At 59.4% G+C, this 26,938-nt stretch carries 22 protein-coding genes; 6 read left to right on the top strand and 16 right to left on the bottom strand.

The window, feature by feature from the left end:
* Positions 1–10 precede the first annotated feature (10 nt).
* From HXW73_RS10730 to ptsP, 3 genes are read right to left on the bottom strand one after another with little or no spacing between them, the layout of a single operon-like run.
* Positions 11–1,753: a PTS fructose-like transporter subunit IIB gene (locus HXW73_RS10730; protein ID WP_186253107.1), complete on the bottom strand. Its 1,743-nt coding sequence runs from the start codon at positions 1,751–1,753 to the stop codon at positions 11–13.
* Entirely contained in the window at positions 1,750–2,721 is a 972-nt protein-coding gene (gene pfkB / locus HXW73_RS10725) for a 1-phosphofructokinase (protein ID WP_186253106.1), read from the bottom strand. Before pfkB ends, HXW73_RS10730 begins: the two co-directional genes overlap by 4 nt.
* Complete coding sequence (gene ptsP, locus HXW73_RS10720; protein WP_186253105.1) at positions 2,721–5,594, bottom strand: phosphoenolpyruvate--protein phosphotransferase; 2,874 nt, start codon at positions 5,592–5,594, stop codon at positions 2,721–2,723. The genes pfkB and ptsP overlap by 1 nt, the downstream gene beginning before the upstream one ends.
* A gap of 183 nt (positions 5,595–5,777) precedes the next feature.
* On the opposite strand from ptsP, the gene cra reads away from it, so the two are divergent.
* Entirely contained in the window at positions 5,778–6,779 is a 1,002-nt protein-coding gene (gene cra, locus HXW73_RS10715) for a catabolite repressor/activator (protein ID WP_186253104.1), read from the top strand.
* A gap of 44 nt (positions 6,780–6,823) precedes the next feature.
* Here the strand turns inward: cra and HXW73_RS10710 are convergent, their stop codons facing one another.
* Positions 6,824–7,300: a methylglyoxal synthase gene (locus HXW73_RS10710; protein WP_186253103.1), complete on the bottom strand. Its 477-nt coding sequence runs from the start codon at positions 7,298–7,300 to the stop codon at positions 6,824–6,826.
* A gap of 45 nt (positions 7,301–7,345) precedes the next feature.
* Positions 7,346–8,812, bottom strand: a complete 1,467-nt coding sequence (gene pyk, locus HXW73_RS10705; protein ID WP_186253102.1) for a pyruvate kinase — start codon at positions 8,810–8,812, stop codon at positions 7,346–7,348.
* A gap of 282 nt (positions 8,813–9,094) precedes the next feature.
* Here pyk and gap point away from each other — a divergent pair, with 282 nt between their 5' ends.
* The gene (gene gap / locus HXW73_RS10700; protein WP_186253101.1) at positions 9,095–10,099 is read left to right on the top strand and encodes a type I glyceraldehyde-3-phosphate dehydrogenase; all 1,005 of its coding nucleotides are present in this window, start codon (positions 9,095–9,097) and stop codon (positions 10,097–10,099) included.
* A gap of 9 nt (positions 10,100–10,108) precedes the next feature.
* Here gap and HXW73_RS10695 read toward each other — a convergent pair whose 3' ends face one another.
* The 6 genes from HXW73_RS10695 to HXW73_RS10670 all read right to left on the bottom strand — a co-directional run bounded on the left by HXW73_RS10695 (position 10,109) and on the right by HXW73_RS10670 (position 17,256).
* Positions 10,109–11,158, bottom strand: coding sequence for a LacI family DNA-binding transcriptional regulator (locus HXW73_RS10695; RefSeq protein ID WP_240538611.1), 1,050 nt, complete (start codon positions 11,156–11,158; stop codon positions 10,109–10,111).
* Positions 11,159–11,309: 151 nt separating this feature from the next.
* Positions 11,310–12,416 (bottom strand): ABC transporter ATP-binding protein, encoded by a 1,107-nt coding sequence (locus tag HXW73_RS10690; RefSeq protein ID WP_186253100.1) that lies wholly within the window; start codon positions 12,414–12,416, stop codon positions 11,310–11,312.
* Positions 12,417–12,488: 72 nt separating this feature from the next.
* Positions 12,489–14,114, bottom strand: coding sequence for an alpha-glucosidase family protein (locus HXW73_RS10685; RefSeq protein ID WP_186253099.1), 1,626 nt, complete (start codon positions 14,112–14,114; stop codon positions 12,489–12,491).
* A 30-nt stretch (positions 14,115–14,144) separates the two neighbouring features.
* Positions 14,145–14,987: a carbohydrate ABC transporter permease gene (locus tag HXW73_RS10680; RefSeq protein ID WP_186253098.1), complete on the bottom strand. Its 843-nt coding sequence runs from the start codon at positions 14,985–14,987 to the stop codon at positions 14,145–14,147.
* Positions 14,984–15,970: a carbohydrate ABC transporter permease gene (locus HXW73_RS10675; RefSeq protein WP_186253097.1), complete on the bottom strand. Its 987-nt coding sequence runs from the start codon at positions 15,968–15,970 to the stop codon at positions 14,984–14,986. The genes HXW73_RS10680 and HXW73_RS10675 overlap by 4 nt, the downstream gene beginning before the upstream one ends.
* A gap of 14 nt (positions 15,971–15,984) precedes the next feature.
* Positions 15,985–17,256, bottom strand: a complete 1,272-nt coding sequence (locus HXW73_RS10670; RefSeq protein WP_186253096.1) for an ABC transporter substrate-binding protein — start codon at positions 17,254–17,256, stop codon at positions 15,985–15,987.
* A 390-nt stretch (positions 17,257–17,646) separates the two neighbouring features.
* Here HXW73_RS10670 and HXW73_RS10665 point away from each other — a divergent pair, with 390 nt between their 5' ends.
* The 4 genes from HXW73_RS10665 (at position 17,647) to HXW73_RS10650 (ending at position 22,415) form a co-directional block, all read left to right on the top strand.
* Entirely contained in the window at positions 17,647–19,158 is a 1,512-nt protein-coding gene (locus HXW73_RS10665) for a carbohydrate porin (RefSeq protein ID WP_186253095.1), read from the top strand.
* Positions 19,159–19,538: 380 nt separating this feature from the next.
* On the top strand, positions 19,539–21,044 hold the full coding sequence (gene zwf / locus HXW73_RS10660; protein ID WP_186253094.1) for a glucose-6-phosphate dehydrogenase: 1,506 nt from the start codon (positions 19,539–19,541) through the stop codon (positions 21,042–21,044).
* 1 nt (position 21,045) lies between these two features.
* Positions 21,046–21,711: a 6-phosphogluconolactonase gene (pgl, locus tag HXW73_RS10655; protein WP_186253093.1), complete on the top strand. Its 666-nt coding sequence runs from the start codon at positions 21,046–21,048 to the stop codon at positions 21,709–21,711.
* A gap of 41 nt (positions 21,712–21,752) precedes the next feature.
* Positions 21,753–22,415: a bifunctional 4-hydroxy-2-oxoglutarate aldolase/2-dehydro-3-deoxy-phosphogluconate aldolase gene (locus tag HXW73_RS10650; RefSeq protein ID WP_186253092.1), complete on the top strand. Its 663-nt coding sequence runs from the start codon at positions 21,753–21,755 to the stop codon at positions 22,413–22,415.
* A gap of 33 nt (positions 22,416–22,448) precedes the next feature.
* Here HXW73_RS10650 and HXW73_RS10645 read toward each other — a convergent pair whose 3' ends face one another.
* From HXW73_RS10645 to HXW73_RS10625, 5 genes are read right to left on the bottom strand one after another with little or no spacing between them, the layout of a single operon-like run.
* Positions 22,449–23,330, bottom strand: a complete 882-nt coding sequence (locus HXW73_RS10645; protein ID WP_186253091.1) for an SMP-30/gluconolactonase/LRE family protein — start codon at positions 23,328–23,330, stop codon at positions 22,449–22,451.
* Complete coding sequence (locus HXW73_RS10640) at positions 23,327–23,938, bottom strand: 2-dehydro-3-deoxy-6-phosphogalactonate aldolase (RefSeq protein WP_186253090.1); 612 nt, start codon at positions 23,936–23,938, stop codon at positions 23,327–23,329. Before HXW73_RS10640 ends, HXW73_RS10645 begins: the two co-directional genes overlap by 4 nt.
* 28 nt (positions 23,939–23,966) lie before the next feature.
* Positions 23,967–24,932: a 2-dehydro-3-deoxygalactonokinase gene (locus HXW73_RS10635; protein ID WP_186253089.1), complete on the bottom strand. Its 966-nt coding sequence runs from the start codon at positions 24,930–24,932 to the stop codon at positions 23,967–23,969.
* 28 nt (positions 24,933–24,960) lie between these two features.
* Positions 24,961–26,109: a galactonate dehydratase gene (gene dgoD / locus HXW73_RS10630; RefSeq protein ID WP_186253088.1), complete on the bottom strand. Its 1,149-nt coding sequence runs from the start codon at positions 26,107–26,109 to the stop codon at positions 24,961–24,963.
* A gap of 15 nt (positions 26,110–26,124) precedes the next feature.
* Positions 26,125–26,844, bottom strand: a complete 720-nt coding sequence (locus HXW73_RS10625) for a FadR/GntR family transcriptional regulator (RefSeq protein WP_186253087.1) — start codon at positions 26,842–26,844, stop codon at positions 26,125–26,127.
* Positions 26,845–26,938: the final 94 nt, after the last annotated feature.

Below are 26,938 nucleotides of genomic sequence, written 5' to 3'. Positions count from 1 at the left end.
TGATGTCTGTTTAGCTGGCAATGGCCACTTGGGTAGCGCCGCGTTTGATCATGGCATAGCTCAGGCCGGTAATCAGCGAGCCGATCACGATCGCGCCCAGGTAGAGCAGCACGGGGGTAATGGCATTGGGGATCAGCAGGACAAAAATGCCGCCGTGAGGTGCCATCAGTTTAGCGCCTACCAGCATGGAGATCGCGCCGGTAACGGCACCGCCCAGCATACAGGCAGGGATCACACGCAACGGGTCTTTGGCAGCGAACGGAATAGCGCCTTCGCTGATAAAACACATGCCCAGCACAAACGACGCCTTGCCGGCTTCGCGCTCGGGCGCCGAGAACTTGTTGCGGGCCACAAAGCTGGCGATGCCCATGCCGATGGCAGGAACCATGCCCGCGGCCATGATCGCGGCCATGGGGCCGTAGGTTTCAGACGCCAGCAGCCCCACGCCAAAGGTGTAGGCGGCTTTATTGACCGGGCCACCCAGGTCGAAACACATCATGGCGCCCAGCAGAATGCCCAGCAGTACGGCGTTAGTGGAGCCCATGGTCTCGAGGAAGTTGGTCAGCGCGGTAAGAATACCCGCCACCGGCTCGCCCACGATGTAGATCATCACCAGGCCGGTCACCAGGCTTGCGATCAGCGGAATGATCAGAATCGGTTTAAGCGATTCGATGCTCGAAGGCAGCTTTACGTAGCGGGTAACCGCCAGGGCCACGTAACCGGCCAGGAAGCCGGCCAGAATACCGCCGATAAAGCCGGAGCCAATATCGGCTGCCAGCATGCCGCCAATCATGCCCGGTGCGATACCGGGGCGGTCGGCAATCGAGTAGGCGATATACCCCGCGAGTACCGGAATCATCAGCGCGAAGGCGGTGCCGCCGCCGATTGTCATCAGCGCGGCGGCCAGCGAGCCTTCCTCTTCGGCGGCGTTGATACCGAAGACAAACGACAGCGCGATCAGCAACCCCCCCGCGACGACCATCGGCAGCATGAACGACACGCCGGTCAGCAGGTGCTTGTAAACGCCTTTCTCCTTGGCGCTCTTGCTTTCACTGGTGTTACTGGGCTGGCTGCCGTCCTCTACGCTTGCGTGGGCGAGGGCGGCTTCCAGGGTCGGGCGCGGTTTTTTCAACGCATTGCCGGTAGAGGTGCGATAAATGCGCTTGCCCGCAAAACGAGTAGGGTCAACGTCAATATCGCAGGCCAGCACGACCACGTCAGCGTCAGCGATCTCTTTTTCCGTCAGTTGATCCTGGGCGCCTACCGAGCCCTGGGTTTCCACGCGGATCGCATGACCCATGGCCTTGCCTGCTTCCGCTAGCGCTTCGGCAGCCATAAAGGTATGGGCAACGCCTGTCGGGCAGGCGGTCACGGCGACAATTTTCTGCCCTTCAGCGGCGGTTGGCGCCGCAGAACGGGCAGCGGGTGTATTGGCGGGTGCCTGATAAAGCGGCGCATCGCGTTTCGCCGTGGTCAAAAAGCCACTGGGGTCAGGGAGCGCGTCGGCAATTGGCGCATGATAAAGCCGCTTGCCTTCAAAGCGCTCGGGGGCGGGCACATGATCTGCCGCAACGACAATCAGGTCGGCGTTGGCAATCTGCTCGGCGGTAGCGGCCTGAAGCGGTGCCAGCTCGCCGTGCATTTCCACGTGAACGTGCCAGCCTTGGCGTTCGGCGGCCTGCTCCAGTCGCTTGGCAGCGAGGAAGGTGGTCGCCATGCCGCTGGGGCAGGCGGTAATCAGAATCAGGTTCATAGCGTAGCTCCCTCGGTGATGGTGTCGTCAAGACGCCGTACCCGGGTCTGTTGTTGGAGTGAATCGAAGTCGTCGGCCTGAGGGTTGCCCACGCCTACATGGCGAACGGCATCGGCAGACAACGCCGTGGCGAAGCGCAGGGTGTTCTCGGGGTCGTGGCCGCTAAGCAGGCCGTGAAGCATGCCCGCGACGAAGGTGTCACCGGCGCATACGGTGTTGACGGCGGTTACGGTTGGCGGCGTTGCTTGCCAGCTGCCCTGATCGTTAACCCACAGCACGCCATTGGCGCCGGCGGAAACCAGCGCCTGTTCCACGCCGCTTTGATGCAGACGGCGCGCCGCCTGGGTCAGTGCGTGACTGGTTTCAAGTGGCGTACCAGCCCATTGTGCAAGCTCAAGCTCGTTGGGCTTGACGGCGGTAGGCTTTGCCTCAATGGCGGCGTTAAGTGCAGCGCCGCTGGTATCCACCCATAAAGGAACACCGCTGGCCTTGAGGTGTTGGAGAAGGGCGCGAAAGTCATCCAGGCTGAGCCCTGGCGGTAAGCTGCCAGCCACCACGACGGCGTGAGGAGGTGTTGCGCTGTATAACTGTGCATCCAGCCGTGCCGTTAGGCGTTGCAGGTCGTTGGAGGTGATCGGCATGCCGGGGCCGTTGATATCGGTGACCCGGCCGCTTTGTTCAGCAAGTTTGGCATTGATGCGTGTTTCACCCGCCACGCGTACAAAGTCGTCGTTTAAAGCGGCGTGCTGAAAGGCCAGCGCGAAAGGTGCGTCGTTGTCAGCGCCGAGAAAGCCGCTCACGGTCACGTCATGGCCTAACCCAGCCAGTACGCGGGCGACGTTGACGCCTTTACCCGCGGCTTCCAGCTGTGCGTGGTGGGGGCGGTTAACCGCCCCCAGAGTGAGCTGGTCAAGGCTGAACGCCAGGTCGAGCGCCGGGTTGAGTGTAATGCATAGCACACGGGCCATCAGCGAGCCTCCAGCGCGTCGCGCACGTCATCGCTGGTGGCCTGGCCCAGTGCCAGTTGAGCGCTGGCTTTGGCATCGGCCAGGTCAAACTCGCGTAGCCGCGCCTTGACCAGCGGGATCTGCCGGGCGCTGACAGAAAGCTCGTCAACGCCCAGGCCGACCAGCACGGGCACCGCCATGGCGTCGGAAGCCAGCTCGCCACATACACCCACCCATTTGCCATGGGCATGAGCGGCATCAACGGTCATCTGGATCAAGCGCAATACGGCCGGATGCAGGCCGTCGGCCTGGGCGGAAAGCTCCGGGTGACCACGGTCGATGGCCAGGGTGTACTGGGTCAAATCGTTGGTGCCCACCGAGAAGAAGTCCACTTCGGCGGCGAGCGATGGGGCCAGCAGAGCGCTGGAAGGTACTTCGATCATCACGCCGAGCTGCACGTCAGTGGCACGCTGTGACGGCGAAATTTCCTTCAGCAGTCGATCATAAATGGCCTTGACGGTGCGAAACTCGGCGATGTCTTTGACCATCGGCAACATGATGCGTAGGGGGCTATCTTTACCGGCCATCAATAATGCGCGCAGTTGGGTTTCCAGCACATCCGGCTGGGTCAGCGCCAAGCGAATGCCGCGCAGGCCTAGGAAGGGGTTGTCTTCCTGAGGAACGGGCCAGTAGGGCAGCGGCTTGTCGCCGCCGACATCCAGCGTGCGGGCCACCAGCGGGCGCCCGTCGAGGGCGTCAATCGCCTGGCGATATTCGTCGATCTGGGTGGCCAAATCCGGCGCGCTGGCGTGCGCCATAAACAGGAATTCGGTGCGCAGCAAGCCAACCCCTTCGGCGCCGCGTTCAACGGCGTCTTCCGCGTGGGCGGTATTGCCCAGGTTGGCCGCCACTTCGACCCGGTGACCGTCGCGGGTTTGTGCGGTTTCAAAGCGCGTTTCCCAGGCGTCAGCCTCGCGCTGCTGCTGGTCAAGCAACTGCTGCTCGGCGCGTTGCAGGCGATCTTCCGAAGGCTTGTGGGTGACCCGACCGCGTTCGCCGTCGAGAATCATCATGCCGCCGTCAGGTAGTGCCATCACGGCTTCACCGGCACCGACAACCGCCGGGATGCCTAGCGCGCGGGCCAGAATCGCACTGTGCGAGGTGGCGCCGCCGCGAACAGTGAGCAGGCCACGCACCCGAGAGGTATCCAGCCGCGCGACATCAGACGGGCCAATATCGTCCATCACCAGAATATACGGATGGTCGGGCGGCGCGGGCAGTTTAACGTCGCACAGCACGCCGAGAACTCGGCGGCCCACGTCGCGCAGGTCGGCGGCGCGTTCGGCCAGTAGCCGGTCGGCGAGCATTTCCTGGGCATGGGCGGCGGTGTCGATGGCTTCCCACCAGCCGGCTTCTGCCGACGCCCCTTCGCGGATAGCGTCGATGGCGGCCTGGTGCAGCTCCGGGTCGTCGAGCATTTCTTCGTGCATGGAGAGAATGTCGGCGACTTCACCGCCCGGCGCGTCATGTACCAGCGTCTCCAACTGGGCGGCGCCTTCCTTCAGTGCCTCCCGAAGACGGGCAGCTTCTTGCTCGGGGTCGTCGGCGTGTTGCGGGTATTCAAAGCTTACCGGGCGGATGACAAAGACCGGTGCAATGGCAAGCCCCGGTGAGGCGGCCACACCGGTATGGGGCGTATCGTTGACCAGCGGCTCGGCGGCGGGTTTGGCGCTGTCGGCGGCGGGAGAAATGCTTTCCCGTCCACCGTCAAACGGAGCAACCTTCTCGCCCAGGCCAGACTCGACGGCCTCGCTGACGGCCGCGAGTGCCTGACTGGCCTGCTCGCCCTCGGCAGAAAACACCAGCCATTGGCCGCGTCTTGCGCCCATACCAATTACCTTGGTCAAGCTGGCGGCGGAAACCGGTGTAGCGCTGCCTTCCTCGAGGCGAACGTTGATCGGCACCGCCTGCGCGCGGGCAATTTGTACCAGTTGCTTGGCCGGGCGGGCGTGCAGGCCGTGAGGGTTCAGCACGCGAGCCCGTTGGGTTTGCGTGCTGGCGGTTTCACCTGCCAAGGCGGCCAGCCACTGCGCGCTGGTTTTGTTGACCAGGCTTTCGCTTTCGCTGTGGTCAAGCAGGGGCAATAATTGCTCAAGCAGCGAACGATGGCTCTCACCGCTGGCCGCCAGGCAGAACAGGGCATGAACGGGATGTTCCTGATGGCTAAGCGATGTGTCCGCAGGGGTCGCAACCCCTAGCGCAGGCTGGGCGACACCGTGAGGATGGCTTGCTAGCCATAGGCCATTACCCAGCCAGGTGGGTTCGACGGAGGCGATGGCACTGATAAAGGTATTGTCGACGCAGCCGCTTTGGCGCAGTCGCGCGGCAGCGGCTAAGGTTAACTCCTGCAGGTCCTTGGCGGGGAAGCTAACGCAGAGCGTATCGTTATCCAGGCGCGGCATCACGGCAGGCTTGGAAAGCAGGCGAGCGACGTCGGCGGCTGAAGTGGCGTTAGCCAGTTGGTCAGCGACGCCCTCGCGGTCCAGTACATGGGTCAACTGACGCAGGATATCGAGGTGCTCGTCGTTTTGTGCGGCGATGGTGACCAGCACGTGCACCTGCTGGCCGTCGTGCCACTGAACGCCACGGGGGAATTGCAAAACACGTACCCCGGTTTGCTTGACGAATTGGCGGCTCTCCGGCGTGCCGTGGGGGATGGCAATGGCATTGCCCAAAAACGTCGAGGACTGAGCCTCCCGGTCGAGCAGGCCGTCACGGTAGTCGGGCTCGACAAACCCTGCCGCCACCAGCGCATCGGCAGCGCTGTTGAGTGCTGCTTGCCAGTCGTCAGCATGGCAGTCCAGCAATATGTCATCAGAGCCGAGCGTCAGCATAGGTGTCTCCGTGTATAGAACCATGGTCGTAGCGCACCGAAGTGAGCTGGATGAATCGTGTCATCTGTGTATAGTTGGCTATGCTGAATCGATTCACTTCAGGACACAAGGGTTTCACGCCTAGACTTTGGTCTGATGGACGTCTGCCGGCTGTTAAACTGTCGGTAATCAAAGGGGAAATTCATGACACTTGCCGACATTGCCCGGCTTGCCGGGGTATCACGTACCACCGCCAGCTATGTGATCAATGGCCAGGCCGAAAAGCGCCGCATTAGCCAAGCGACCATCGACAGGGTGATGGCGGTCGTTCGCCAGCATCGCTATCACATCGACCCCCAGGCCGCAGCACTGCGCCGGGGGGCCAGTCGTTTACTGGGGTTGATCGTCCCTGATCTGGAAAACATCAGTTACGCGCGGCTTGCCAAGCGCATAGAGCGAGGCGCTCGCGAGCGCGGCTATCAACTGTTGGTGGTGAGCTCCGACGACTGCCCGGAAAGCGAGCGGGGGTTGGCGCTCGCGCTGCGCGCGCAGCGCTGTGAAGTGCTTATCACGGCGAGTTGCCTTGCCAGCGACGATCCGTTTTACCCGGATCTAGTAAAAGAGGGCTGGAGCGTGGTGGGGATGGACCGGGGGTTGGATCCTGCGCACTTTGCAAGTGTAGTCAGTAACGACCGTCAAGCGTCGCTGGCGTTGACCCATTCAGTGATCGATCCTGCGACTCAACGCGTTGCGTGGCTTGAAGCAATGCCTGACCTTTCCATCAGCCGCGAGCGCCGGGCAGGATTCGAGCAGGCGCTTGCGGGCACGTCCATTAAGCCGCTGTATCTAAGCGGTACGCACTATGAGCGCAGCGAAGGCGCACGCCTGGCTGTCATGCTGCTGGATGAAGAGGGCGGGGCGGATGCGTTGGTCACCGCCTCCTATACGCTGATGGAAGGCGTTTTCGACGTCTTTCTGGAACGGGGAGGCTTGCCGGAGGGAATGCGGCTGGCAACCTTTGGTGATCATCGCCTGCTGGACTTTTTGCCTCAGCCGATTAACTCGGCCTTGCAGGATTACGACCGTATCGCCGAGTTGACGCTGCGCTGCGCCCTGGCAGCGACAGAAGGCGAGCCTCAATGCGGTCAGCAAGTGGTCGCAAGGCATTTGCGCACCCGCCACCCGGGTGCGCAAATGATGGCCTGAGCCAAGTGGTTGAGCTAAATAATTAGCAGCCACTCGGTTGTCAGTCACTCAGTGCGTGCTGCGGCCCAGGCGTTGGCATCGGGAATCGACATGTCGTAGCTTTCGTCCAGATAGGGCGAGGAAAGCACAAAGTCGGCGCTGGCTGCATTGCACGCCACCGGGACGTTCCACAGTGCCGCAAGGCGCAGCAGTGCTTTGACATCGGGGTCGTGGGGCTGTGGCGAGAATGGGTCCCAGAAGAAAATCAGCACGTCGAGCCCCTGTTCGGCAATGCGCGCGCCAATCTGCTGGTCACCGCCAAGCGGGCCGCTCATCAACCCTTCGATAGGCAGCCCCAGCGCGTCGTGCAGGCGTTTTGCCGTCGTGCCGGTGCCGAGCAGTTCGTGGCGGCCCAGCGTGTCCTTCCAGCGCGTCGCCCACTCGAGCATTTCGGTTTTCTTGCCGTCGTGGGCAATCAACGCAATCCGCTTGCGGGCCTGAAGCGTACGAATCGCCTGACGGGGTGGTCGCGCATCATTCATGGCATGGCTCTCCAAAGCATGGTCGTTGTCACTGCATAAGGACGCTTACTCGGCCGCCACCGCTAACACCTTCATGGTGTTGGTGCCGCCATGGGCGTTCATGTGGTCGCCTCGAGTGAGAATGACATGCTCGCCGGGATCCGCCAAGCCGTGGGCTTTTAATAGCGCCAGCGCTTCGCCGTTCAGATCTTCCGCCTGCATGTGAGTGGTGTCGAACGGTATCGATACCACACCCCGATAAAGGGCCATGCGGCGTTGAGCGATAGGTGTGTGCGCCAGGCCGACAATCGGCAGTTTGGAGCGAATGCGCGACGCAATCAGCGGCGTATAGCCGGTGGCAGTCATGCAGGCGATCACGCTGACACCCTCGAGATGGTTGGCTGCGTACATGGCCGACAGCGCGATCGTCTCGTCAACGCGCTCGAAACCTTCATGGATGCGGTGCCCCGACTCCTGGGCAATTCGTTCGCGCTCGGCGCCCAGGCAGACGCGGTTCATCGCCTCGATGGTTTCAACCGGATAATCGCCCGCGGCGGTTTCGGCCGAGAGCATGACCGCATCGGTGGCATCCAGCACCGCGTTGGCGACATCGAATACCTCGGCGCGGGTGGGCAGCGGCGACTCGATCATCGATTCCATCATCTGAGTGGCGGTGATAACCGCACGGTTCAGGGTGCGGGCGTGCTTGATGATACGTTTTTGCGTGCCGATCAGCGCTTCATCGCCAATTTCAACGCCCAGGTCGCCGCGGGCGACCATCACGGCTTCCGAGGCCTGGATAATGCCATCCAGGGTTTCGTCATCGGCCACGGCTTCGGCGCGCTCTAGTTTGGCGACCAGGCCGATCTCTTTGCCAGCCTCGCCCAGCAGGTCGCGTGCCTCTTGCATATCGGCAGCACTGCGCGGGAAGGAAACCGCCAGATAGTCCACACCGATATCCAGCGCGGTAATCAGGTCGGCCTTGTCCTTTTCGGTTAGCGCCGGGGCTGAAAGGCCACCGCCTTGCTTGTTGATGCCTTTGTTGTTGGACAGTTTGCCGCCCACGTGAACCCGGGTGTGCACTTCCTGGTCAACCACTTGAGTGACATCCAGTACCACGCGGCCGTCGTCGAGAAGCAGGCGGTCGCCGACGCTAACGTCATCAATCAGCGATTTGTAGTCACAGCCGACCCGCTCCTGGTTGCCTTGGTCGGCCTCCATTGCCATGTCGAGGATGAACGGCTGGCCTTGGGTGAGGTGAATGGCCTCATCCTTGAAACGTGAAATGCGAATTTTAGGCCCCTGGAGGTCGCCCAATGCCGCCACGCTGCGCCCCAGACGCTGAGCGATCTCGCGAACATCCTGCAGACGCCGCCGGTGATCATCGGCAGCGCCATGGGAAAAGTTCAGGCGCACGACATCGACGCCAGCTTTAAGCATGGCTTCCAGTACGCCGGGGCGGTCGCTGGCAGGGCCTAGCGTGGCCACAATCTTGGTGCGGCGTAAGGGGAGAGAGAGGGTTTGGCTCGTCATTGCACATTCTCCTGGGTTGGCCATAGTTATTGTTGACACCACGCTGGGTGTTGAAATTGCGGGTGATTAAGTTATGGACTACGATAGCGTTTATATAGTAATTTTACTACATATTGATTGATCGGTACCCTTTTCGAGGACTAAATGCACGCCAGCTGTCCTGTTTAGGTGCTTAACTACGTATTTTTAGTAATTTTTGATGACAATAGAATCAATTGTGTAGCAAAAAAACGCCACCATGTTTTTTTGCTACAAACGTTCTCTGCAAAGGTGAGGTGCTCCATGACAACAAGAGTCGCTATCAACGGTTTCGGTCGCATTGGCCGCAACGTACTTCGCGCCCTCTATGAAAACGGCTACCGTGATCGTATGCAGGTTGTTGCGATCAACGACCTGGGCGATCCGTCGCTTAACTCCCACCTGCTTCGCCATGACACCGTCCACGGCCACTTTCCGTATTCGGTTGATCATGACGCGGAAAGCATCAGCGTCGACGGCGACCGCATCGCGATTTCCTCCGAGCGAGATCCTGCAAAATTGCCCTGGGCGTCGATGGACGTCGATATCGTCATGGAATGCACCGGCTTATTCACCAAGCGCGAAGCGGCAGCCAAGCATATCGAGGCGGGCGCCAAGCGGGTATTGATCTCGGCACCCAGCCCTGATGCCGATGCCATGATTGTTTACGGCGTCAATGAAGAAACACTTACCGCTGAGCATAAAGTGGTCTCGAATGCTTCTTGCACAACAAACTGCCTGGCGCCGGTCGCCAAAGCGTTGAACGATGCAGTGGGCATCGAGAATGGCCTGATGACGACGGTACATGCCTATACCAATGACCAGAACCTGTCGGATGTCTATCACACTGACCCGTACCGGGCGCGTAGCGCGACACAGTCGATGATTCCGACCAAGACGGGCGCCGCGGCTGCCGTCGGCAAGGTGTTGCCCGAGCTTGAGGGTAAGTTCGATGGCCTGGCGGTTCGCGTGCCGGTGATCAACGTCTCGCTGGTGGATCTGACCTTCACCGCTGGCCGTGACACCACCGCAGAAGAGATCAACGCGGTTGTTGAAAAAGCGGCTGTCAACTCACCAGTCATGGCGGTCAACGCCCAGCCCTTGGTGTCTATCGATTTCAACCACGACGCCAACTCGTCCACTTTCGATACGAACCATACCCGTGTGAATGGTCGCCTGGTGAAAATCATGGCCTGGTACGACAACGAGTGGGGCTTCTCTAACCGCATGCTGGATACCGCGGAAGCCATGCAGGCCGCCGCCAAGTAATCCAGCCGGTCAGGGGCAGGTATCGCCGAGCAACAGCTCCGTTTTCAACAGTTGTTGCTCGGCAGGTAACAGGCCAAGAATCATCTGCGCCGCTACCCGTCCCTTACCTTCACTATCCTGACGAACGGTGGTTAGTTGTGGGGCGCGGTACTGGCCTTCGGCGATGCCGTCAAACCCGGTAATCATCAGATCTTCAGGCACTCGAATGCCGCGCTGCTCGGCCAGCGTCAGCGCGGTCAGAGCAATCCGGTCCGACATGCACAGCAGCAGGTCGGGCCGTTGATGCTCAGGTTGGTCGAGCAATTCTGCCAACACCGGCCCGCACACCTCGAACGTATTTTCCTCAATATTCCACAGCGGTACTTGTTGTGTATCCACGCCGTGTTCGCTCAGAGCGGTATGGAAACCTTCCAACCGTGCGCGGCTGATCGTACTGGTGTTGGGCAGCAGCGTGTGCTCGGGTGTAACGCGACCGTTGCAGGCTTCTTTGGTTAACCGCAGATTGATGATGGCCGGGCGCTTTGGCTGCTGCTTCAGGGCGTGGCAGGCGATGTGATAGCTGGCCTCGGTATCGTCGATGTGCACCGTCGGGCAGTCAACCACGTCAAAGTCCACTGACACAATCGGGCGCTGCACCGGTAGTCGATTTAGCAGCTGATTGTTGGGCATCAAGCCGTAGACGATAAAACCGTCGGCAATATTGGCCGAGCCCGCCGGTTGTGAATCGTGTCCCCGTCCTGGCAACAGCAACAAAGTGTGGCCATGGGCGTCGAGCACCTCGGCGACACCGGATAAAAACTCACTGGCCACCGCATCATTCAAGCTGTAGGTAAGGCTCTCCGCCAGCACCACGGCGACAATCCTTGAGCGGCCGGTGCGCAAGCTGCGGGCTTTGGCATCAGGACCGCTATAGCCCAGACGGGTGGCCTCACTCAAGATGCGTTCGCGTAGGGTGGGAGAAAGTTGATCCGGCCGGTTAAAGGCGTTGGAAATGGTGGCAGTCGAGACGCCGAGTTCACGGGCAAGGTCCTTGAGCGTCATTCGGCGTGGTGGTGTCACGAGGGTTCCTATGCAGACTAATGGTTAGATGTCTATCCGCAAGAATACCGACCCGCGCAGCCTCCCGACAAGCCTTGCCTCATAATGCTCGTCGTGATCTGCGCGGGTCAGTGAATAGTAGTGGTCAAAGAGTAATGGTCAAGGCGAGCGGTTAAGCGGCCTGCCGTTGAACAGGTAAATCCAGGGCGGCACCGTTCTCGTCAAACAGATGAACGTGCTGGGTGTCGGGCACCAGCGCGACGTGCTGCCCAACTTTCCACTGGCTGGGGGCTTCGCTGCGATGGATCAGCAGTGCATCCCCTTCCTTTGGGTCCAGATAAACGTAGACTTCGTTTCCCAGGTATTCAACGTTGACGATTTCGAAGCGGTTGTCTCCAGACGGCTCCGCCAAGCGGAGGTGTTCCGGCCGCACGCCAATACTGAGCGCGGCGCTTTGCGGCTGCGCCCTTGCATCCTGTGGCAAGGCAAGTTCGCCCACTCCGGCAGCGTGTACCCGGCAGCCATTGTCATCGTTTGCCAGCAGCTGGGCAGGCATGAAATTCATGGTGGGCGAGCCGATAAACCCGGCAACGAACTTGGTGGCAGGGCGCTGGTAAAGCTCTTGGGGGCTGCCCACCTGCTCGACATGGCCGCCGTTGAGGACCACGATCTTGTCCGCGAGCGTCATGGCCTCTACCTGATCGTGGGTGACGTAGATCATGGTGGAACCCAGGCGATAATGCAGGCGCGCGATCTCGTTACGCATTTGCACGCGCAGCGAGGCATCGAGGTTGGAAAGCGGCTCATCGAACAGCAGAATGCGCGGCTCACGGGCCATGGCACGTCCCATGGCCACCCGCTGGCGCTGGCCACCGGAAAGCTCCTTGGGTTTGCGGTGGAGTAACTCCTCGAGCTGGAGAATACGGGCCGTGGCCATGACGCGGTCGTCGATGGTTTCCTTGGTCTTTTTAGCCAGCTTTAGGCCGAAGGCCATGTTCTCGTAGACCGACATGTGTGGGTAGAGCGCGTAGGACTGGAATACCATCCCGACACCGCGTTCACGGGGCGGTAAGTCGTTGACCACGCTGTCGCCGATACGCAAATCGCCATCGGTGATCGACTCAAGACCGGCAATCAGGCGTAGCAGGGTAGATTTGCCGCAGCCCGATGGGCCAACGAAAACGACGAATTCGCCGTCGCCGATTTTCAGATCCACATCATCAATGATGTGGTCGCGGCCAAACACCTTGTTGATTTTTTCAAGCGTAACACTTGCCATGGGTGACTCCTTGCCAACCTCAGGGCCTGTGCCCCGGGTTGGCCTGTTGTTGTGTAAGAGCAGTGGTGGCGCCTAGGCGGCGCGCATAAAGGCTGCCTGATAAGCGGGGAGCGTCAGTTGGTCGCCGTCGCGTTGATAGTTAAAGCCGTGACCATCGAGGTCGGCGGTCACTACAACCGGGAGTGTGATCTCTTGCGCTTGGCCCGTCAGGTTGAAAATGCACAGCAAGGTTTCGTCGCCGTGTTGGCGGGTAAAGCCCAGCAGGTCGTCGCCTACGTCGACCAGCGTCAAATCGCCATCAAACAGCGCGGCGTGCTGGCGGCGAAATGCCAACAGCTGGCGTGTGGCATTGAGCGTTGACGCCGGGTCGCCCTGTTGCTGGCTAACGGCAAGCTCGCGATGTTTTGGCGAGATTGGCAGCCATGGCTCAGCACTTGAAAAGCCCGCCTGGGGCGAAGCATCCCAAGGCATCGGCGTGCGACAGCCATCGCGTCCCTTGAATTCGGGCCATAGAACCTTGCCGTAGGGATCCTGAATGCGTTCAAAGGGCACATCGGCCTCAGGCAGGCCAAGCTCTTCGCCCTGGTAAAGGCAGACGCTGCCGCGTAGTGAAAACAGCATCGCCAGGGCGACTTTAGGATAAGCCGTCGGATCCTCGTCAGCGCCCCAGCGCGAGGCGCTGCGCTCAACATCATGATTCGAAGTGGCCCAGCAAGGCCAGGCATCGCCCGCCAGCCGCTGGAAGCGCTCGATGACTTCACGTAGATACGCGGCGGAATGTGGCTTGTTGAGCAGGTCGAAGGTGTACGCCATGTGCAGCTTGTCGCCACCGGCGGTGTACTCGGCCATGCGCTCCAGAGGGTTGTCATCGCCAATTTCACCCACGGTCGTGGTGCCGGGGTATTCATCCATCAGTGCGCGCAGATCTTTCAGGAAGTCGAGATTTTCCGGGCGGCTGAGGTCATATACGTGGCGCTGCCAGGTATACGGATTGCTATCGGGTGCGCCCAGGGTTTTGGCTTCGCCTTTAGGAACGGGCGGATTGTTGCGTAACTCTTTGTCATGGAAGAAAAAGTTGACCGTGTCCAAGCGGAAGCCATCGACACCCAACTCAAGCCAGAAGCGCATATTATCCAACTGGGCCTGACGCGCTTCCGGGTTATGGAAGTTGACGTCCGGTTGGCTGGTTAGAAAGTTATGCATGTAATACTGCTGTCGGCGTGGCTCAAAGGTCCATGCCGGGCCGCCAAAAATCGACAGCCAGTTGTTGGGTGGCGTGCCGTCTGGCTTGGGGTCGGCCCATACAAACCAGTCGGCCTTGGGGTTAGTGCGATCCTGGCGGCTTTCTTGAAACCAGGCGTGCTGGTCCGAAGTATGGCTGATCACCTGGTCGATCATCACTTTCAGGCCAAGCCTGTGCGCTTTGGCCAGCAGCGCCTTGAAGTCGTCCAGCGTGCCGAACATCGGGTCAACGTCACGGTAGTTGCTGATGTCGTAGCCGAAGTCGAGCATTGGCGAGGTGAAGAAAGGCGATAGCCAGATACCGTCGACGTTTAACGACGCCACATAGTCGAGCTTTTCAGTAACGCCGGGTAAATCACCGATACCGTCACCGCGGCTGTCCATAAAGCTGCGCGGGTAGATCTGATAGATAACGCCGCCGCGCCACCAGGCTTTTGTATCGTGAGTATCTTGCATAAGTGAGTCCGTTGATGACATTAAAAATCCTTAGCCTTTGACGGCGCCAGCGGTGAGGCCTGAGACGATGCGTCGCTGGAAGATAATCACCAGCACCACAAGCGGGACAGTCACTACCACCGAGGCCGCCATGATCGGCCCCCAGGGAAGCTCGTAGGAACTGCCGCCAGACAGCAGGGCGATCGCTACTGGTACGGTGCGCTGGGTATCGGTCAGGGTGAAGGTGAGCGCGAACAGAAACTCGTTCCACGCAGCGATAAACGCGAGTAGCCCGGTGGTCGCCATGGCGGGCCACATCAGCGGCAGGAACACCTTGGTAATGGTGATCCACGGCGTGGCGCCGTCCATGATGGCGGCTTCCTCGAGCTCCATGGGTAGTTGCTTCATGAAGGTGGTGAGTACCCACACCGTGAAGGGCAGCGTGAAGATGGTGTAGCTCAAGATCAGCCCGGCCGGGTTGTTGTAGAGGTTGAGCGTGCGGATGACTTCAAACAGCCCGGAGAGCACTGCCACCTGGGGAAACATTGATACCCCCAGAATGACCAGCAAAACCGTTGAGCGCCCGCGAAAGCGCACCCGACCCAGCGCATAGGAGGCCGTGATACCCAGTAACAGTGCGATAAATACCACGCTTATCGCGACCACAATGGAGTTCAAGATGGCGCGTAAAAAGCTGGCCTCGGTCAATATCTGCACATAGTTGCCCAAGTGCCAGGAGGAAGGCCATAGCTCGACACGGAACAGCTCGCTTGATGGCTTGAGCGAGGTAATCACGGCGTAATAAAACGGGAACACGGCGTAGACCATGATCAGTACTATCAGCGCCCAGAAACCGACCCGCTTGGCTATTTTACCCAACTGACGTGCGGTCATGCGTCACCTCCCAGTTGCAGTTGCTTGCGGCCGGCATAAATGTAGGCAATGGTCGCCAGGGCGATAATCAGGAACAGCAGCGTAGACGCCGCGCTGCCATAGCCAACGTCCTGGAATTCAACCAGTTGCTGGCGAGCGTAGACCGACATCGACATGGTGCTGGTCGAATTCGATGTCAGTACGTAGATCACGTCGAACACGCGCAGCGCGTCGAGCAGGCGGAAAATGACCGCCACCATCAGGGCTGGGGTGATCAGCGGTAGCGTTACCTTGAAAAACACTCGTACCGGATGAATGCCATCGACCTCGGCGGCCTCGTAACAGTCCTTGGGCAGCATCTGCAGCGCAGCAAGCACCAGCAGGGCGACAAACGGAATGGTTTTCCACACGTCGACCATGATGACCGCCCACATCGAGTAGGTGGCGCTGGCGGTCCAGGCAATAGGGTCGTCGATTACCCCAATACCCATCAGCATGTGGTTGATGATGCCGAACTGGTCGTTAAGCATCCATGCCCACATCTGTGCCGAGACAATAGTGGGGATGGCCCAGGGAATCAGCACGGCGGCACGCACGATGGTGCGCCCTTTGAACTCAGCGTTGAGAATCAGCGCGACGATCACGCCAAAAACCACTTCAAGCGATACCGACACCACCGAGAAGTAGACGGTATTCCATACCGACTGCCACCATACAGAGTCGGCTAAAATGCCAAACCAGCGACCATTATCGTGAACCAGGTAGTTCTCGAAGCCGATAAAGTTGGCCGTACCCAGGTCAGACAGCGAGGCGTCGGTAAAACTTAAAAAGAAGGTGCGAAATAAAGGCCAGCCAGCCACCAGTGCTAGCGCGATCAGCATGGGGGTTAGGAATAACCAGGCTGCTTTGACGCGCTGGCGCCGCACCTTGGTGCCGCGAGAGCGCCGCGCTGTTAATGCGGCCGAGCGCGCCCCTTCGGGCGCGCTTGAGTGAGAAGTCGTCATTAGGCTCTCCAGCGTTACCAGTTACGACGCTTCAAACGTAGAAGCTCGTTTTCCAGATCCTCAACGGCTTGGGCGCCATCTTTCGTGCCCGACAGTACTTCATGCGAAGCGCTAAAGAAGGCGTTGCTCACCCGGCCGTAGGCATCACCGGTGGGGGCTGATGGGCGTGCCACCGCATTGGTGAATGTCTCGTAAAGAGTGCCGAAGAACGGGACAGCGTCTAGCACCTCTTCATCCTGGTAGAGCGCATCGATAGTGGGGTTATAAGAGGCTTGAATGGCGCGCCGCTTCTGCTCCTCTTCACTGGTTAGAAAGGCGACGAGATCGGCGGCCAGTTCAGGTTTTTCGGTATAGCGTGATACCGCCAGGTTCCAGCCACCCAGGCCAGCGGCGCTTTCACCGTCTTCACCGCCCGCCGGTAACTGGGTGACGCCCACCTTATCGCGTACATCGCTATTGTCACTTTGTGCCAGCGACCAGGCATAGGGCCAGTTACGCATGAAGACAGCGTTACCACCCTGGAACACGCCGCGGGCTTCTTCTTCGGTGTAATTCAGCACGCCATTGGGCGAGATGTCGCCGATCCAGGAGGCCGCCAGGTCAAGCGCTTCGGCCGCCTGTGCGTTATTGATGCTGACTTCGCCGTCGGCCTCGACAACATTGCCGCCACCGTGGCTAGCTACCCATTCCAGCGCGTTCACCGTCAAACCTTCATAGGCGCGTCCCTGGAAGACATAGCCCTGCATGCGGTCGTTACCTGCCTCTCGCTCGGCCTGTTTGATCTCGCGGGCAGTCTCGGTAAGTTCTTGCCAGGTGGTGGGGACGTCATGGCCGTGTTTTTCGAGCAGGTCTTCCCGGTAGTAGAGCACGCCCGCATCGGTAAACCACGGCATGGCGACCAGACGGTCGTCGATGGTGTTATTGGTCACGATGGTCTCGAAATGTCCGGCAGCGGCGTCGTCACCCAGCACCTCGCGTAAATCCAGCAGGTGGTTGGCCAGCAGCCCCGGCCAGACAACGTCAATTTGCATGACGTCGATATCGCTGGAGTTAGCCGACAGGATCTGTTGGTAAAGCGATAAACGCTCGGTGGAAGAGTTGGGCGTTGAGACCACATCGACCTCATGACCGGTTTTTTCTTCCCAGGCTTCAATGCCTTCTTCGCAAAGCGTCAGTTCGGCACCCACGGCACCGCATGAAATGGTCAGGTCAGCCGCCTGGGCCTGGCTGATGCCCCCGGTTGCGCTGGCGAGTGCAATGGCGGTCGTTAAAAGCGTCTTTTTCATGATGGTTCCTCGGCGTTTGTTGTTGTCGGGTAGCGCACCGTTGAAGCCCGTCGAACGTGGACTTAAACGATTAAGTTGGTGCGCCTAGTTAGCCGCCTCTTGCCAGCAAGTTCAATAGAGACTTTTGTCTAATTATTTGTTCAGGTTTTGCTAACACGATGCCTAGTGTTTAGACATTGGTCGATAATTAGTGATTACTGGTTGGTTTACGCAGTCTTAATCGATTAAGTTTCACGTGTTCCAACGTTTTGGTTGGTAGCGTTAGTTGCTTTACCAACTGTTGGGATAAATACGATTTACAACAATCGATTCAAACGCGACCGCTTGCATGCGCATCGGCTTGAAAAGCAGTGATGGGCGGGGCGTCGAACAACAACAGGGTTTAAAACAATGGATAAAATGACGTTCAAAACACCGCTGGCGATTGCCATTGCCGCCGCCAGCCTGGGTGTCAGCGGTGCGGCCATGGCCGATACCACCATGGAAGAGCGGCTTGCCGAGTTGGAAGCGCGGATTATCGCCGCCGAGCAGCGGGCCGACGCCGCCGAGCAGCGTGCTGCCCAGGCTGAACAGCAGCGGGCCGGAACCGCCGATATTGAAAGCGATGCTGAAATCGAAGAACGTCTGGCAAGGGTAGAGCGCTATGCTGACGGCGAGGAAGGGTTTTCATTCAATGTCTATGCGCGCTCGGGCCTGTTGATTGGTGAAGATGGCAAGAGTGCAGAGGGTGGCCCTTACGTCACCCCCGCAGGTCCTGAAGGTGGCGCAGTGGGTCGCTTGGGTAACGAACCGGATACCTATGCCGAAGCGATTCTGAACTACCGCATGCGTTTCGATAACGGCGCCAAAGCGCTATACCGCACCATGATTGCCGACGGCACCACCTCGAGTAATGACTGGACCGGCGGCGAGTCGGATATCAACGTGCGCCAGGTATATGCCGAATTCAGCGATCTACCGAGCTTTACCGGTGCGTTTGAAAACGCCTCCATCTGGGCCGGTAAGCGTTTTGACCGGGACAACTTCGATATCCACTGGCTGGATAGCGACGTGGTCTTCCTCGCCGGTACCGGCGGTGGTATTTACGACATGCAACTGGCCGATAACTGGAAGTCGAACCTGTCGATCTACGGCCGCAGCTTTGCCGAATTTGATGTAGTCAATAGGGAAGATCCTGGCCTAAAAGGTGATACCGATAACCTAATCCTGACCTCCAATAACTACTTTGGTAACTGGCAGTGGATGGTCAACGGCATGTCGGCAGCCGATAACGACACCCGTGATATCGGAGCAGGCCAGGAAGCCGCAGAAAATGGTTTCCACACCATGGTGGCCTATCACGGGGACAGCTTCTTCGGCATGGGCGAGGGTAGCTACAAAGCGGCAGTTCTTCATGGCCAGGGCCTAGGCGCGGAGACAAAAAACATCGGTGCTAACGGCAATCTAACTGATGATGCCACTTCCACTCGCTTGGCGTTGTACGGCACCACCTACATTGCACCTAAGTGGCGTGTTGCGCCCTCTATATTAGCCGAGACCAGCGAAGACCGTTTTTCACAAAACGATTCGTACGACTGGGCAACGCTTAACGTGCGCTTGGCCAACGAGCTGACCGAAAACTTCGAAATGCAGTATGAAGCCAGCTATCAGATGATCGACATCGATCCGCAGGGCTATTCGGATCGCAACGAAGTCGACGGCGATTATACGAAGTTCACCATCGCGCCAACCTTTAAGCCGGAAGTGGGTGGTTTCTGGCAGCGCCCTGAAATTCGCCTGTTCGCAACCTGGAGTGATTGGGACGACGAGCTTAACGATTACTCAGCGACCGACTCATTTGGCTCTGATGAATTTACCGGCAGCCAGTGGACCTTTGGCATTCAAAGCGAAGTCTGGTTCTAAGCTAGTAGGCCTGGTAAAAGGCCAGGCCGCTTGTTGTTTTCCCGTTTCTGATTGCCCGCGATATGTGTCGCGGGCTTTTTTGTTGGTGGTGGCTGGAACGGAAGCGGCTTCGCGGATCTACTCGCCCTGCATTACATGAAGGCGTAAGAGCCGGTTCGTCTTTTTGCCGTTTCTTGCCTAGCCTGATCATCAGTTAGCGAGTTTTCAGGCCGCGTGGGTAAAAGGATGCGTCACCACAATGCAAAACCCTAGAATGGGGAGTAACGCTTGAGGGTTTTTTGTAGTAAAATTACACGAAATATTGCGTATAATGCCTTTTTTCAGATAGATTTTAGGTAATCTAACAACATTAGATCATCTAATGGTCAACAGGAGCTGAGATGAGCCCGTCACCTGCTTCCCAGGGTTCCCCGCTGGGCGATCCGAATAACGCCATCGACCTAGCGCTGTTTGGCGCGCTGGGCGATTTGGCGATGCGCAAGCTGTTTCCGGCGCTTTACCACCTCGATCGCGAAGGCTTGATGCCTGATAGTACGCGTATTTTGGGGCTGGCACGCCATGAACACGATAAGGCCGAGTTTCGCCAATTGGTCAGCGGCGCGCTTAACAAGCGTCTCAAGAAAGACGAGCAAGATAAAGCCAGCATGGAGCGCTTTCTAGACCGCCTCGATTACTTGAAGCTGGATTTCACCAGCGTCGAGGGTTTCGATGCCGTTCGTCAGTGGCGCGAAGGGTCGCCTCGGCCGATGGTGGTTTATCTGTCGGTGGGCGCCAAAATCTACGGAGACATCTGTCGCAACCTTCAGCAAAGCGGCAGCCTGGATGATGCCACGCGGGTAGTGGTGGAGAAGCCGATCGGTTTCGATCTGGCGTCTTCTGAGGAGATTAATGACGCCATCGGCGATGTTTTCCCCGAATCGCGCGTTTACCGCATCGACCACTATCTGGGCAAAGAAACCGTTCAGAACCTGATTGCGCTGCGCTTTGCCAATCCGTTGTTCGGCACTCAGTGGAACCAGAACCATATCTCGCATGTGGAAATCACTGTGGCCGAAAAAGTCGGCATCGAGGGTCGCTGGGGCTATTTTGATGAAGCGGGCCAACTGCGCGACATGGTGCAAAACCACCTGTTGCAGCTGCTTTGCCTGATTGCCATGGACCCGCCCTCCAATCTGGACGCCGACGCCATTCGCGACGAGAAGGTCAAGGTGTTGAAGGCGCTGAAGCCATTCACCGGTGAAGCCCTGGGCAGAGACGTGGTGCGCGGTCAGTACACGGCGGGCACCAGCGACGGCCAGCAGGTGCCGGGCTACCTGGAAGAAGAGGGCGCCAATACGGAGAGCCAGACGGAAACCTTCGTGGCGATGAAAACCGAGGTGGCCAACTGGCGCTGGGCGGGTGTGCCGTTTTATTTGCGGACCGGCAAGCGCATGCCGGAGAAACTGTCGCAAATCGTGATCCACTTCCGCCAGCAGCCGCACTACATTTTTGACCCCGACCAACGGGGTATCGCCGCCAACAAGCTGATCATTCGCTTGCAGCCGGAAGAGGGCATTGCGCTACAGGTTCTTACCAAAGACAGCGGCCTGGACAAGGGGATGCGCCTGCGCCCCGGCCCACTGCATCTGGATTTCAACAACGCCTTTCCCAAGTCACGTATTCCCGATGCCTACGAGCGTTTGCTGCTGGAGGTCATGAAAGGCCAGCAGTATCTGTTCGTGCGCCGCGACGAAGTCGAGCACGCCTGGCGCTGGTGCGACCAGCTGATTGACGGCTGGAAAGAACGGGAAACACCGCCGCGTCGTTATCCAGCGGGTTCCTGGGGGCCGGTCGCCTCAATAGCCATGATTACCCAGGATGGTCGTAGCTGGTACGAGGATTATTAACATGAGCGATGCACGCACACAGCTTGCCGAACAGCTGGCCGAAGCCGTCTTTCAGGCCCTGAACGACGACCTGGCGCACCAGGAAAACGCGTTGTTGGTGGTCTCCGGTGGCTCGACGCCAGTCCCCTTTTTCAAAGCGCTGGCAGCCAAGCCGCTACCCTGGGAACGTGTGGAGATCACGCTGGCGGACGAGCGTTGGGTGAATGCACAAAGTGATGACAGCAACGCTAAATTGGTTCGCGAACACTTGCTCCAGGGCGCGGCGGCGGCGGCCCATTTTGAACCCTTGACCAGCGATGCAGGCACACCTGAAGAGGGCGTGCCCGACGTCAGCGAGCGTGCGCTCGCACTAAGCTGGCCAGCAAGCGTGGTGATTCTGGGCATGGGCGGCGACGGCCACACGGCCTCGCTGTTTCCTGACAGCCTGGAGCTTGGCTTGGCGCTCGCCACGGAGGAGCCGCTGGTGGCAGTACGAACGCCCAGCCAGCCGCAGCCGCGCATCACCTTTTCGGCAGACCGGCTGCATCAGGCGCGCCGCCACATTTTACATATTACTGGCGACGATAAGCGGGCGGTGTTGGCCAAGGCATTGAGTGGGGACGACATGCGTCAACTGCCCATCCGCGCCTTCTTATCCTGCCCCTTGGCGATTTACTGGGCGCCTTAGCGCCAGGTTTCACAGATAATAATTTGCTTGGAGACTCACGCATGACCATCGATAAACAGCTGCCGTCGACGCGCACCGCAGAGCTGGACAGCATTTGCCTGAAGGCCGAAGTGATTCCGGTGATCACCATTGATCGCCTGGAAGACGCCGTGCCGATGGGCCGCGCACTGGTAGAGGGCGGCCTGACGGTGCTGGAAATCACCCTGCGTACCGATTGTGCGTTGGAAGCCATCAAGCGCATGAAAGAAGCGCTGCCTGGGGCGAGCATTGGTGTTGGCACGGTATTAACGCCTGCCCAGTATCGCCAGGCCGAGCAGGTCGGCGCTGATTTCGTGGTAACGCCCGGGGCGACCGATGCGCTTTATCGCTATGGCGTGGAAAGCCCGGTGCCGATGCTGCCCGGCGTATCCACCATTTCTGAATTGATGACCGGCTGGCAGTACGGCTATCGTCGGTTCAAGTTCTTCCCGGCCGAATCCAGCGGTGGCTCAAAAGCGATCAAGGCGTTTGGCGCGCCGATTCCGGAAGCGCGCTTCTGCCCGACCGGCGGCATCACGGTGGATAACGCCGAGGAGTACCTCAAGTTGCCGAACGTCATGTGCGTGGGCGGCTCCTGGGTCACGCCCAAGGCGATGGTCGAGGCCGAAGACTGGGACGGCATCCGTGAGCTGGCCCGTCAGGCCGCCGAACGCTTCCATCATTAAGCTCAATCGCCCCGGACATGCTCCGGGGCTTTTTTATTCAAGCGTCAGTAACGGATCGGCGAGGCCATGAACGCCTACGTTGGCCTTGAATAACCCGCCTGCCAGCGGCTCCTCGCGGCGCTGTGCGTCACTGAATCCCTCTTGCGCTGTGGTGATATAGAGCGTTTCAAGGTCAGGGCCTGCAAATGCCGGGCAGGAGGGCTGGCTGACTGGCACATGCACCTCGTCAATCACCTGCCCCGCGGTATCGAGCCGCACGACTTTACCCGCGCCCCAGAGGGCAAGCCAAAGGCAGCCTTCGCTGTCGATCACTGCGCCATCCGGGTTGCCTTCAACGGCTGAGAAATCCGCCCAGGCAATCGGTTCGCCCACTGGCCAACCTTGGCTATCCAATGCCCAGCGCATCACGATGCCGGTCGACGTGTCGGTAAAATACGCTGCGTCACCCTGGGGTGAAAAGCAGATGGCGTTGGGAATGGTCAGCCCGCTGCGCAGTTGGGTCAGTTCCCCATGATGCAACCGGTAGAGGCTGCCCGCCTTGGGTTCGGCAGTCTTGCCCATGGTGGAAAGCCACAAACTACCGTGGCGATCCACTCGGGCATCGTTGCTGCGGGTAACGGGGTTGTCGGCTTCAAAATCGGCAAAATGCTCGAGGTGTTGCGTGGCCAGATTCAACAGGCTCAGGCTGTGCTCGCCGACCAGCATTAATCGGCCATCGTTTAGTGGTGTCGCGAGCGATACCATTTGCTCAAGCGGGTAATCGCCTTGCTCGCCGTTTTCAAGTGATAGCCAGTGGAGGCGTTTGCCCAGAATATCGCACCAGTAAAGCCGTCCGCTCCCGGCGTCCCACTGGGGGCCTTCACCTAGTTCGCAGCGGCAATCCACCGCCAGTTCAGCCATGTTGTTGTGATTCATAAACGATCTCCTGCGGCTTGCCAGGCGTCTACCAATGCCTGGGCCTGCTTGCTGACTTGTTGGGGCGTTTGACCCGGTTGGTAAAGCGCGCTGCCAAGGCCTGCACCATCCACGCCCGCAGCACGCCAGGCGGCAAAATTGTCGATACCGATGCCTCCAACGGCATATAGCAATGTGTTAAGAGGCAGCACGGCGCGGACAGCCTTCATACCCTCGATGCCCACCTGGACCGCCGGGAAGAGCTTTAGCCCTGTTGCGCCCGCATCCAGGGCATCAAAAGCTTCGGAAGGCGTGGCAATGCCCGGCCAACTGGCCATGGAGAGGCGATGGGACTCTTCGATGACGGCAGGGCGGCAGTTGGGCGAGACGATCAATCGGCCGCCGGCGGCATGAACGTCGCGCACCTGCTCAGTGCGTAATACGGTTCCCGCACCGATCAGCGCCCGGTCGCCAAAGGCGTCGGCCAGGCGCTGGATGCTGGTGAACGGGTCGGGGGAATTAAGCGGCACCTCGATTTGCGTGATCCCCGCATCGAGCAAGGCCTCGCCAACGGCTACCACGTCATCGGGCGTTACCCCACGTAAAATGCCAATTAAAGGCAGTGTCATAGCGCTCTCCTTGTTGATCGGGTGCTTTCTACTGAATGCGTTGATAGGCGAGCGTCAGCCCCGCCAATACAGCGGTGTCGCCGTCGACGCGCCGGGTGTCAATGTCGAGAGTTTCCAGGGCGAGTGCGTAGCGGTGGCTGAGCGCCTCGTTACCGATCAGCGTCACACTTTCACCCGGCGTTAGTTGGCCGCAGGTCCCTGCCAGTTCCAGGCCGATCGCCAAGCCCGAGAGATGCGCGGCAAGCACCGCTCCTCGGGCATCGCCGCTCGGCAAAGCGTTATCCAGCAAGTCCCGAGCACGTACGCCGAATAGCCGCTGGCTGAAGCGTTCGGGCGTCTGATAGATGGCCGTAACCGCCTGGGTGAATGCTCGCCGGCAGCCCTCGTGCTGCAGATCATCCTGCCCCACGGAGTGCTTCAATACGGACTGGTGGGCGAGCAGTTGATACAACTCGCCGGTCAAGTAGGTTGCAAACTCGGTCACGGTGCCATCGGTTAAGCGCGCCCATTTGGAATGGGTGCCGGGCAGGCAGACGAGACCGCTAAAGCGGGATGTATCGGCCAAAAGGCCCGCTAGTTGGGTTTCCTCACCGCGCATCACGTCGTAGAGATGCGTATTGGTCTCGGACTGACTTAATCCCGGCAGTAAGTAAACCCGCAGGCGAGCGTCGGCGAGGGTCGGCATCACCGCACCACGGGAGAGTTGGTCAAGACGCGTGGGCGTCGCCAGGTAGGCGGCTTCCTGCCAGCCCTGGCGCGCGCCCGCCATGCCACACACCATCACGGGCGTTTGGCCGTTTTCGGGCAGCCAGGTGTCGACGATCCCAAGCAGTTCAGCCTCATACTCGGTGGCGGTCAGCGACAGCATGCCGCGAGGGCTGGAGGCACTCGCCATTACATGATTTTGAGCGTCCATTGCCCAGGCGCGCAGGTTGCTCGACCCCCAGTCCACGGCAATCCACGCTAAAGGATTGGTTAACTCACTTGTGCCCATCGCACCGTCTCCCCTTGATTGGCATGGTTTACCACTCGGCAATCGAGCCGTCTTCGTGGGTCCATACCGGATTGCGCCAGCGGTGGCCGACCTTGGCGCGCTCTTCAACGAATTCTTCGTTGATTTCGACGCCAAGCCCAGGCCCTTGGGGAATCGCGCAGAAGCCGTCTTCGATGCTGAGCGCCGATTTGTCGACCAGGTAGTCGAGCACGTCGTTACCCTGATTGTAGTGAATGCCCATGCTCTGCTCTTGAATAAAGGCATTGTGGCTGACGGCGTCCAACTGCAGCGATGCGGCCAGGGTTAAAGGGCCAAGCGGGCAGTGGGGTGCCAGGGCGACATCGTAGGCGGAGGCAAGCGCGGCGATTTTAAGCCCCTCGCTGATACCGCCGCAGTGAGAGATATCCGGTTGAATAATATCGATCATGCCGTCTTTAAGCAGGTCGCGGAACTCAAAGCGGGTATGCAAGCGCTCACCGGTGGCCAGCGGGTAGCCCAGGCCACCAGCAATATCTTTCAGGCAGGGCAGGTGTTCGGGGGCAACCGGTTCCTCGACGAACATCGGGTGATAGGGCTCCAGCTCACGCAATAGCGCCTTGGCCATCGGCCGGTGAACGCGACCGTGAAAATCGATACCAATACCCACATCCGGGCCGACCGCATCCCGGGCTTCGGCGACCCGGGCGACGGCTTCATCCACCTTGCGGTGGGAATCGACGATTTGCAGCTCAGGCGTGCCGTTCATCTTGAAGGCGGTAAAGCCTTTGTCGGCCAGCGCTTTTGCGCCAGCGCCTACATCGCTAGGTCGGTCGCCGCCGGTCCAGGCGTACATGCGCATTTTATCGCGCACCGCGCCGCCCAATAGCTGGTGAACGGGAACACCCAGATCGCGACCTTTAAGATCCCAAAGCGCCTGGTCGATACCCGCAATGGCACTCATCAAGATTGGCCCGCCGCGGTAAAACCCGGCGCGGTACATCGTGTTCCAAAGATGTTCGATGCGGTGTGGATCCTGGCCAACGAGATAGTCTGAAAGCTCATGAACCGCGGCCTCGACAGTCGCCGCGCGGCCTTCGATGACCGGCTCGCCCCAGCCGTAGCAGCCTTCGTCGGTTTCGATCTTGAGAAACAGCCAGCGTGGGGGAACTTGCCAGGTCTTGAGTCGGGTAATTTTCATAGGGTCAGATCCTTGTTAATTGACGATGCCAAGATCAATCGCGGTCCGACGCAGCACTTCTCGTGCGGCACGCTCTGCGCCGTTGGCATCACGGTTGCGTATGGTGTCAAGCACCTGAAGGTGGCGGGCCAGGCTGTCGTCTAGCGTATCGGTGCGGTCCTGCGAACGGTGTATCAGTGCCATGATCGAAGGGCGCAATAAATGCCCCATTTGGCGCCAGACTAAATTGTGGCTGGCCCGGTAGGTGGCATCGTGAAAGGCGACGTCGTACTCGGCATGTTCGGCACGGGCTTCCACGCTGCTGGCCGTTTTTTCCATGCCCGCAAAGGCGTTATCAAGGCGTTCAAGGTCTTCAGCCTGGGCTGCCTGTGCCGCCAGGCCTGCCACCACCGGTTCGGCCGAGTAGCGGAAGGCATAAATTGCCCTTACCAGTTGCGGATCAAGGTTGACCAGTCCGGTCATCCATTCGCTCATTAGCGGGTCGAGCAGGTGCCAGTCGCCGATGTCGCGCACCAACGTGCCGCGTCCCGCCGTGCGCTCTAACAGCCCAGCAGCGGTGAGGCTGGTGAGCGCATTGCGTACCTGATTACGGCTGACGTTAAAATGAGCGCTGATATCCAGCTCGCGTGGAAAAACATCGCCGGGTTGCCAATGGCCTGCCAGTAGCGCCTGGGCGAGTAAACGCGCTAACTGTTCAGCGCCACCCCGGTGGGGCGGTAGAGCATCCAGCGTCATCGTTTATCTCTTGTGATGTGTTCAACAAAAGCTAGTCTAGTAAATGTCTGACATTTAAACAAGCCGCTCTATGAGACCCTTTGGGCGCTGGATG

Origin of the sequence: Halomonas sp. SH5A2 (genome assembly GCF_014263395.1) — a bacterium.
GTDB lineage: Bacteria > Pseudomonadota > Gammaproteobacteria > Pseudomonadales > Halomonadaceae > Vreelandella.
Note: the sequence above shows the minus strand (reverse complement) of the source record. Positions and strands in the feature narration are given on the sequence as shown.

Coding starts and splice junctions, on each gene's coding strand:
- HXW73_RS10730 (WP_186253107.1), bottom strand. CDS start 1,753: ATGAACCTGATTCTGATTACCGCCTGCCCCAGCGGCATGGCGACCACC.
- pfkB (WP_186253106.1), bottom strand. CDS start 2,721: ATGGCCCGTGTGCTATGCATTACACTCAACCCGGCGCTCGACCTGGCG.
- ptsP (WP_186253105.1), bottom strand. CDS start 5,594: ATGCTGACGCTCGGCTCTGATGACATATTGCTGGACTGCCATGCTGAC.
- cra (WP_186253104.1), top strand. CDS start 5,778: ATGACACTTGCCGACATTGCCCGGCTTGCCGGGGTATCACGTACCACC.
- HXW73_RS10710 (WP_186253103.1), bottom strand. CDS start 7,300: ATGAATGATGCGCGACCACCCCGTCAGGCGATTCGTACGCTTCAGGCC.
- pyk (WP_186253102.1), bottom strand. CDS start 8,812: ATGACGAGCCAAACCCTCTCTCTCCCCTTACGCCGCACCAAGATTGTG.
- gap (WP_186253101.1), top strand. CDS start 9,095: ATGACAACAAGAGTCGCTATCAACGGTTTCGGTCGCATTGGCCGCAAC.
- HXW73_RS10690 (WP_186253100.1), bottom strand. CDS start 12,416: ATGGCAAGTGTTACGCTTGAAAAAATCAACAAGGTGTTTGGCCGCGAC.
- HXW73_RS10685 (WP_186253099.1), bottom strand. CDS start 14,114: ATGCAAGATACTCACGATACAAAAGCCTGGTGGCGCGGCGGCGTTATC.
- HXW73_RS10680 (WP_186253098.1), bottom strand. CDS start 14,987: ATGACCGCACGTCAGTTGGGTAAAATAGCCAAGCGGGTCGGTTTCTGG.
- HXW73_RS10675 (WP_186253097.1), bottom strand. CDS start 15,970: ATGACGACTTCTCACTCAAGCGCGCCCGAAGGGGCGCGCTCGGCCGCA.
- HXW73_RS10670 (WP_186253096.1), bottom strand. CDS start 17,256: ATGAAAAAGACGCTTTTAACGACCGCCATTGCACTCGCCAGCGCAACC.
- HXW73_RS10665 (WP_186253095.1), top strand. CDS start 17,647: ATGGATAAAATGACGTTCAAAACACCGCTGGCGATTGCCATTGCCGCC.
- zwf (WP_186253094.1), top strand. CDS start 19,539: ATGAGCCCGTCACCTGCTTCCCAGGGTTCCCCGCTGGGCGATCCGAAT.
- pgl (WP_186253093.1), top strand. CDS start 21,046: ATGAGCGATGCACGCACACAGCTTGCCGAACAGCTGGCCGAAGCCGTC.
- HXW73_RS10650 (WP_186253092.1), top strand. CDS start 21,753: ATGACCATCGATAAACAGCTGCCGTCGACGCGCACCGCAGAGCTGGAC.
- HXW73_RS10645 (WP_186253091.1), bottom strand. CDS start 23,330: ATGAATCACAACAACATGGCTGAACTGGCGGTGGATTGCCGCTGCGAA.
- HXW73_RS10640 (WP_186253090.1), bottom strand. CDS start 23,938: ATGACACTGCCTTTAATTGGCATTTTACGTGGGGTAACGCCCGATGAC.
- HXW73_RS10635 (WP_186253089.1), bottom strand. CDS start 24,932: ATGGGCACAAGTGAGTTAACCAATCCTTTAGCGTGGATTGCCGTGGAC.
- dgoD (WP_186253088.1), bottom strand. CDS start 26,109: ATGAAAATTACCCGACTCAAGACCTGGCAAGTTCCCCCACGCTGGCTG.
- HXW73_RS10625 (WP_186253087.1), bottom strand. CDS start 26,844: ATGACGCTGGATGCTCTACCGCCCCACCGGGGTGGCGCTGAACAGTTA.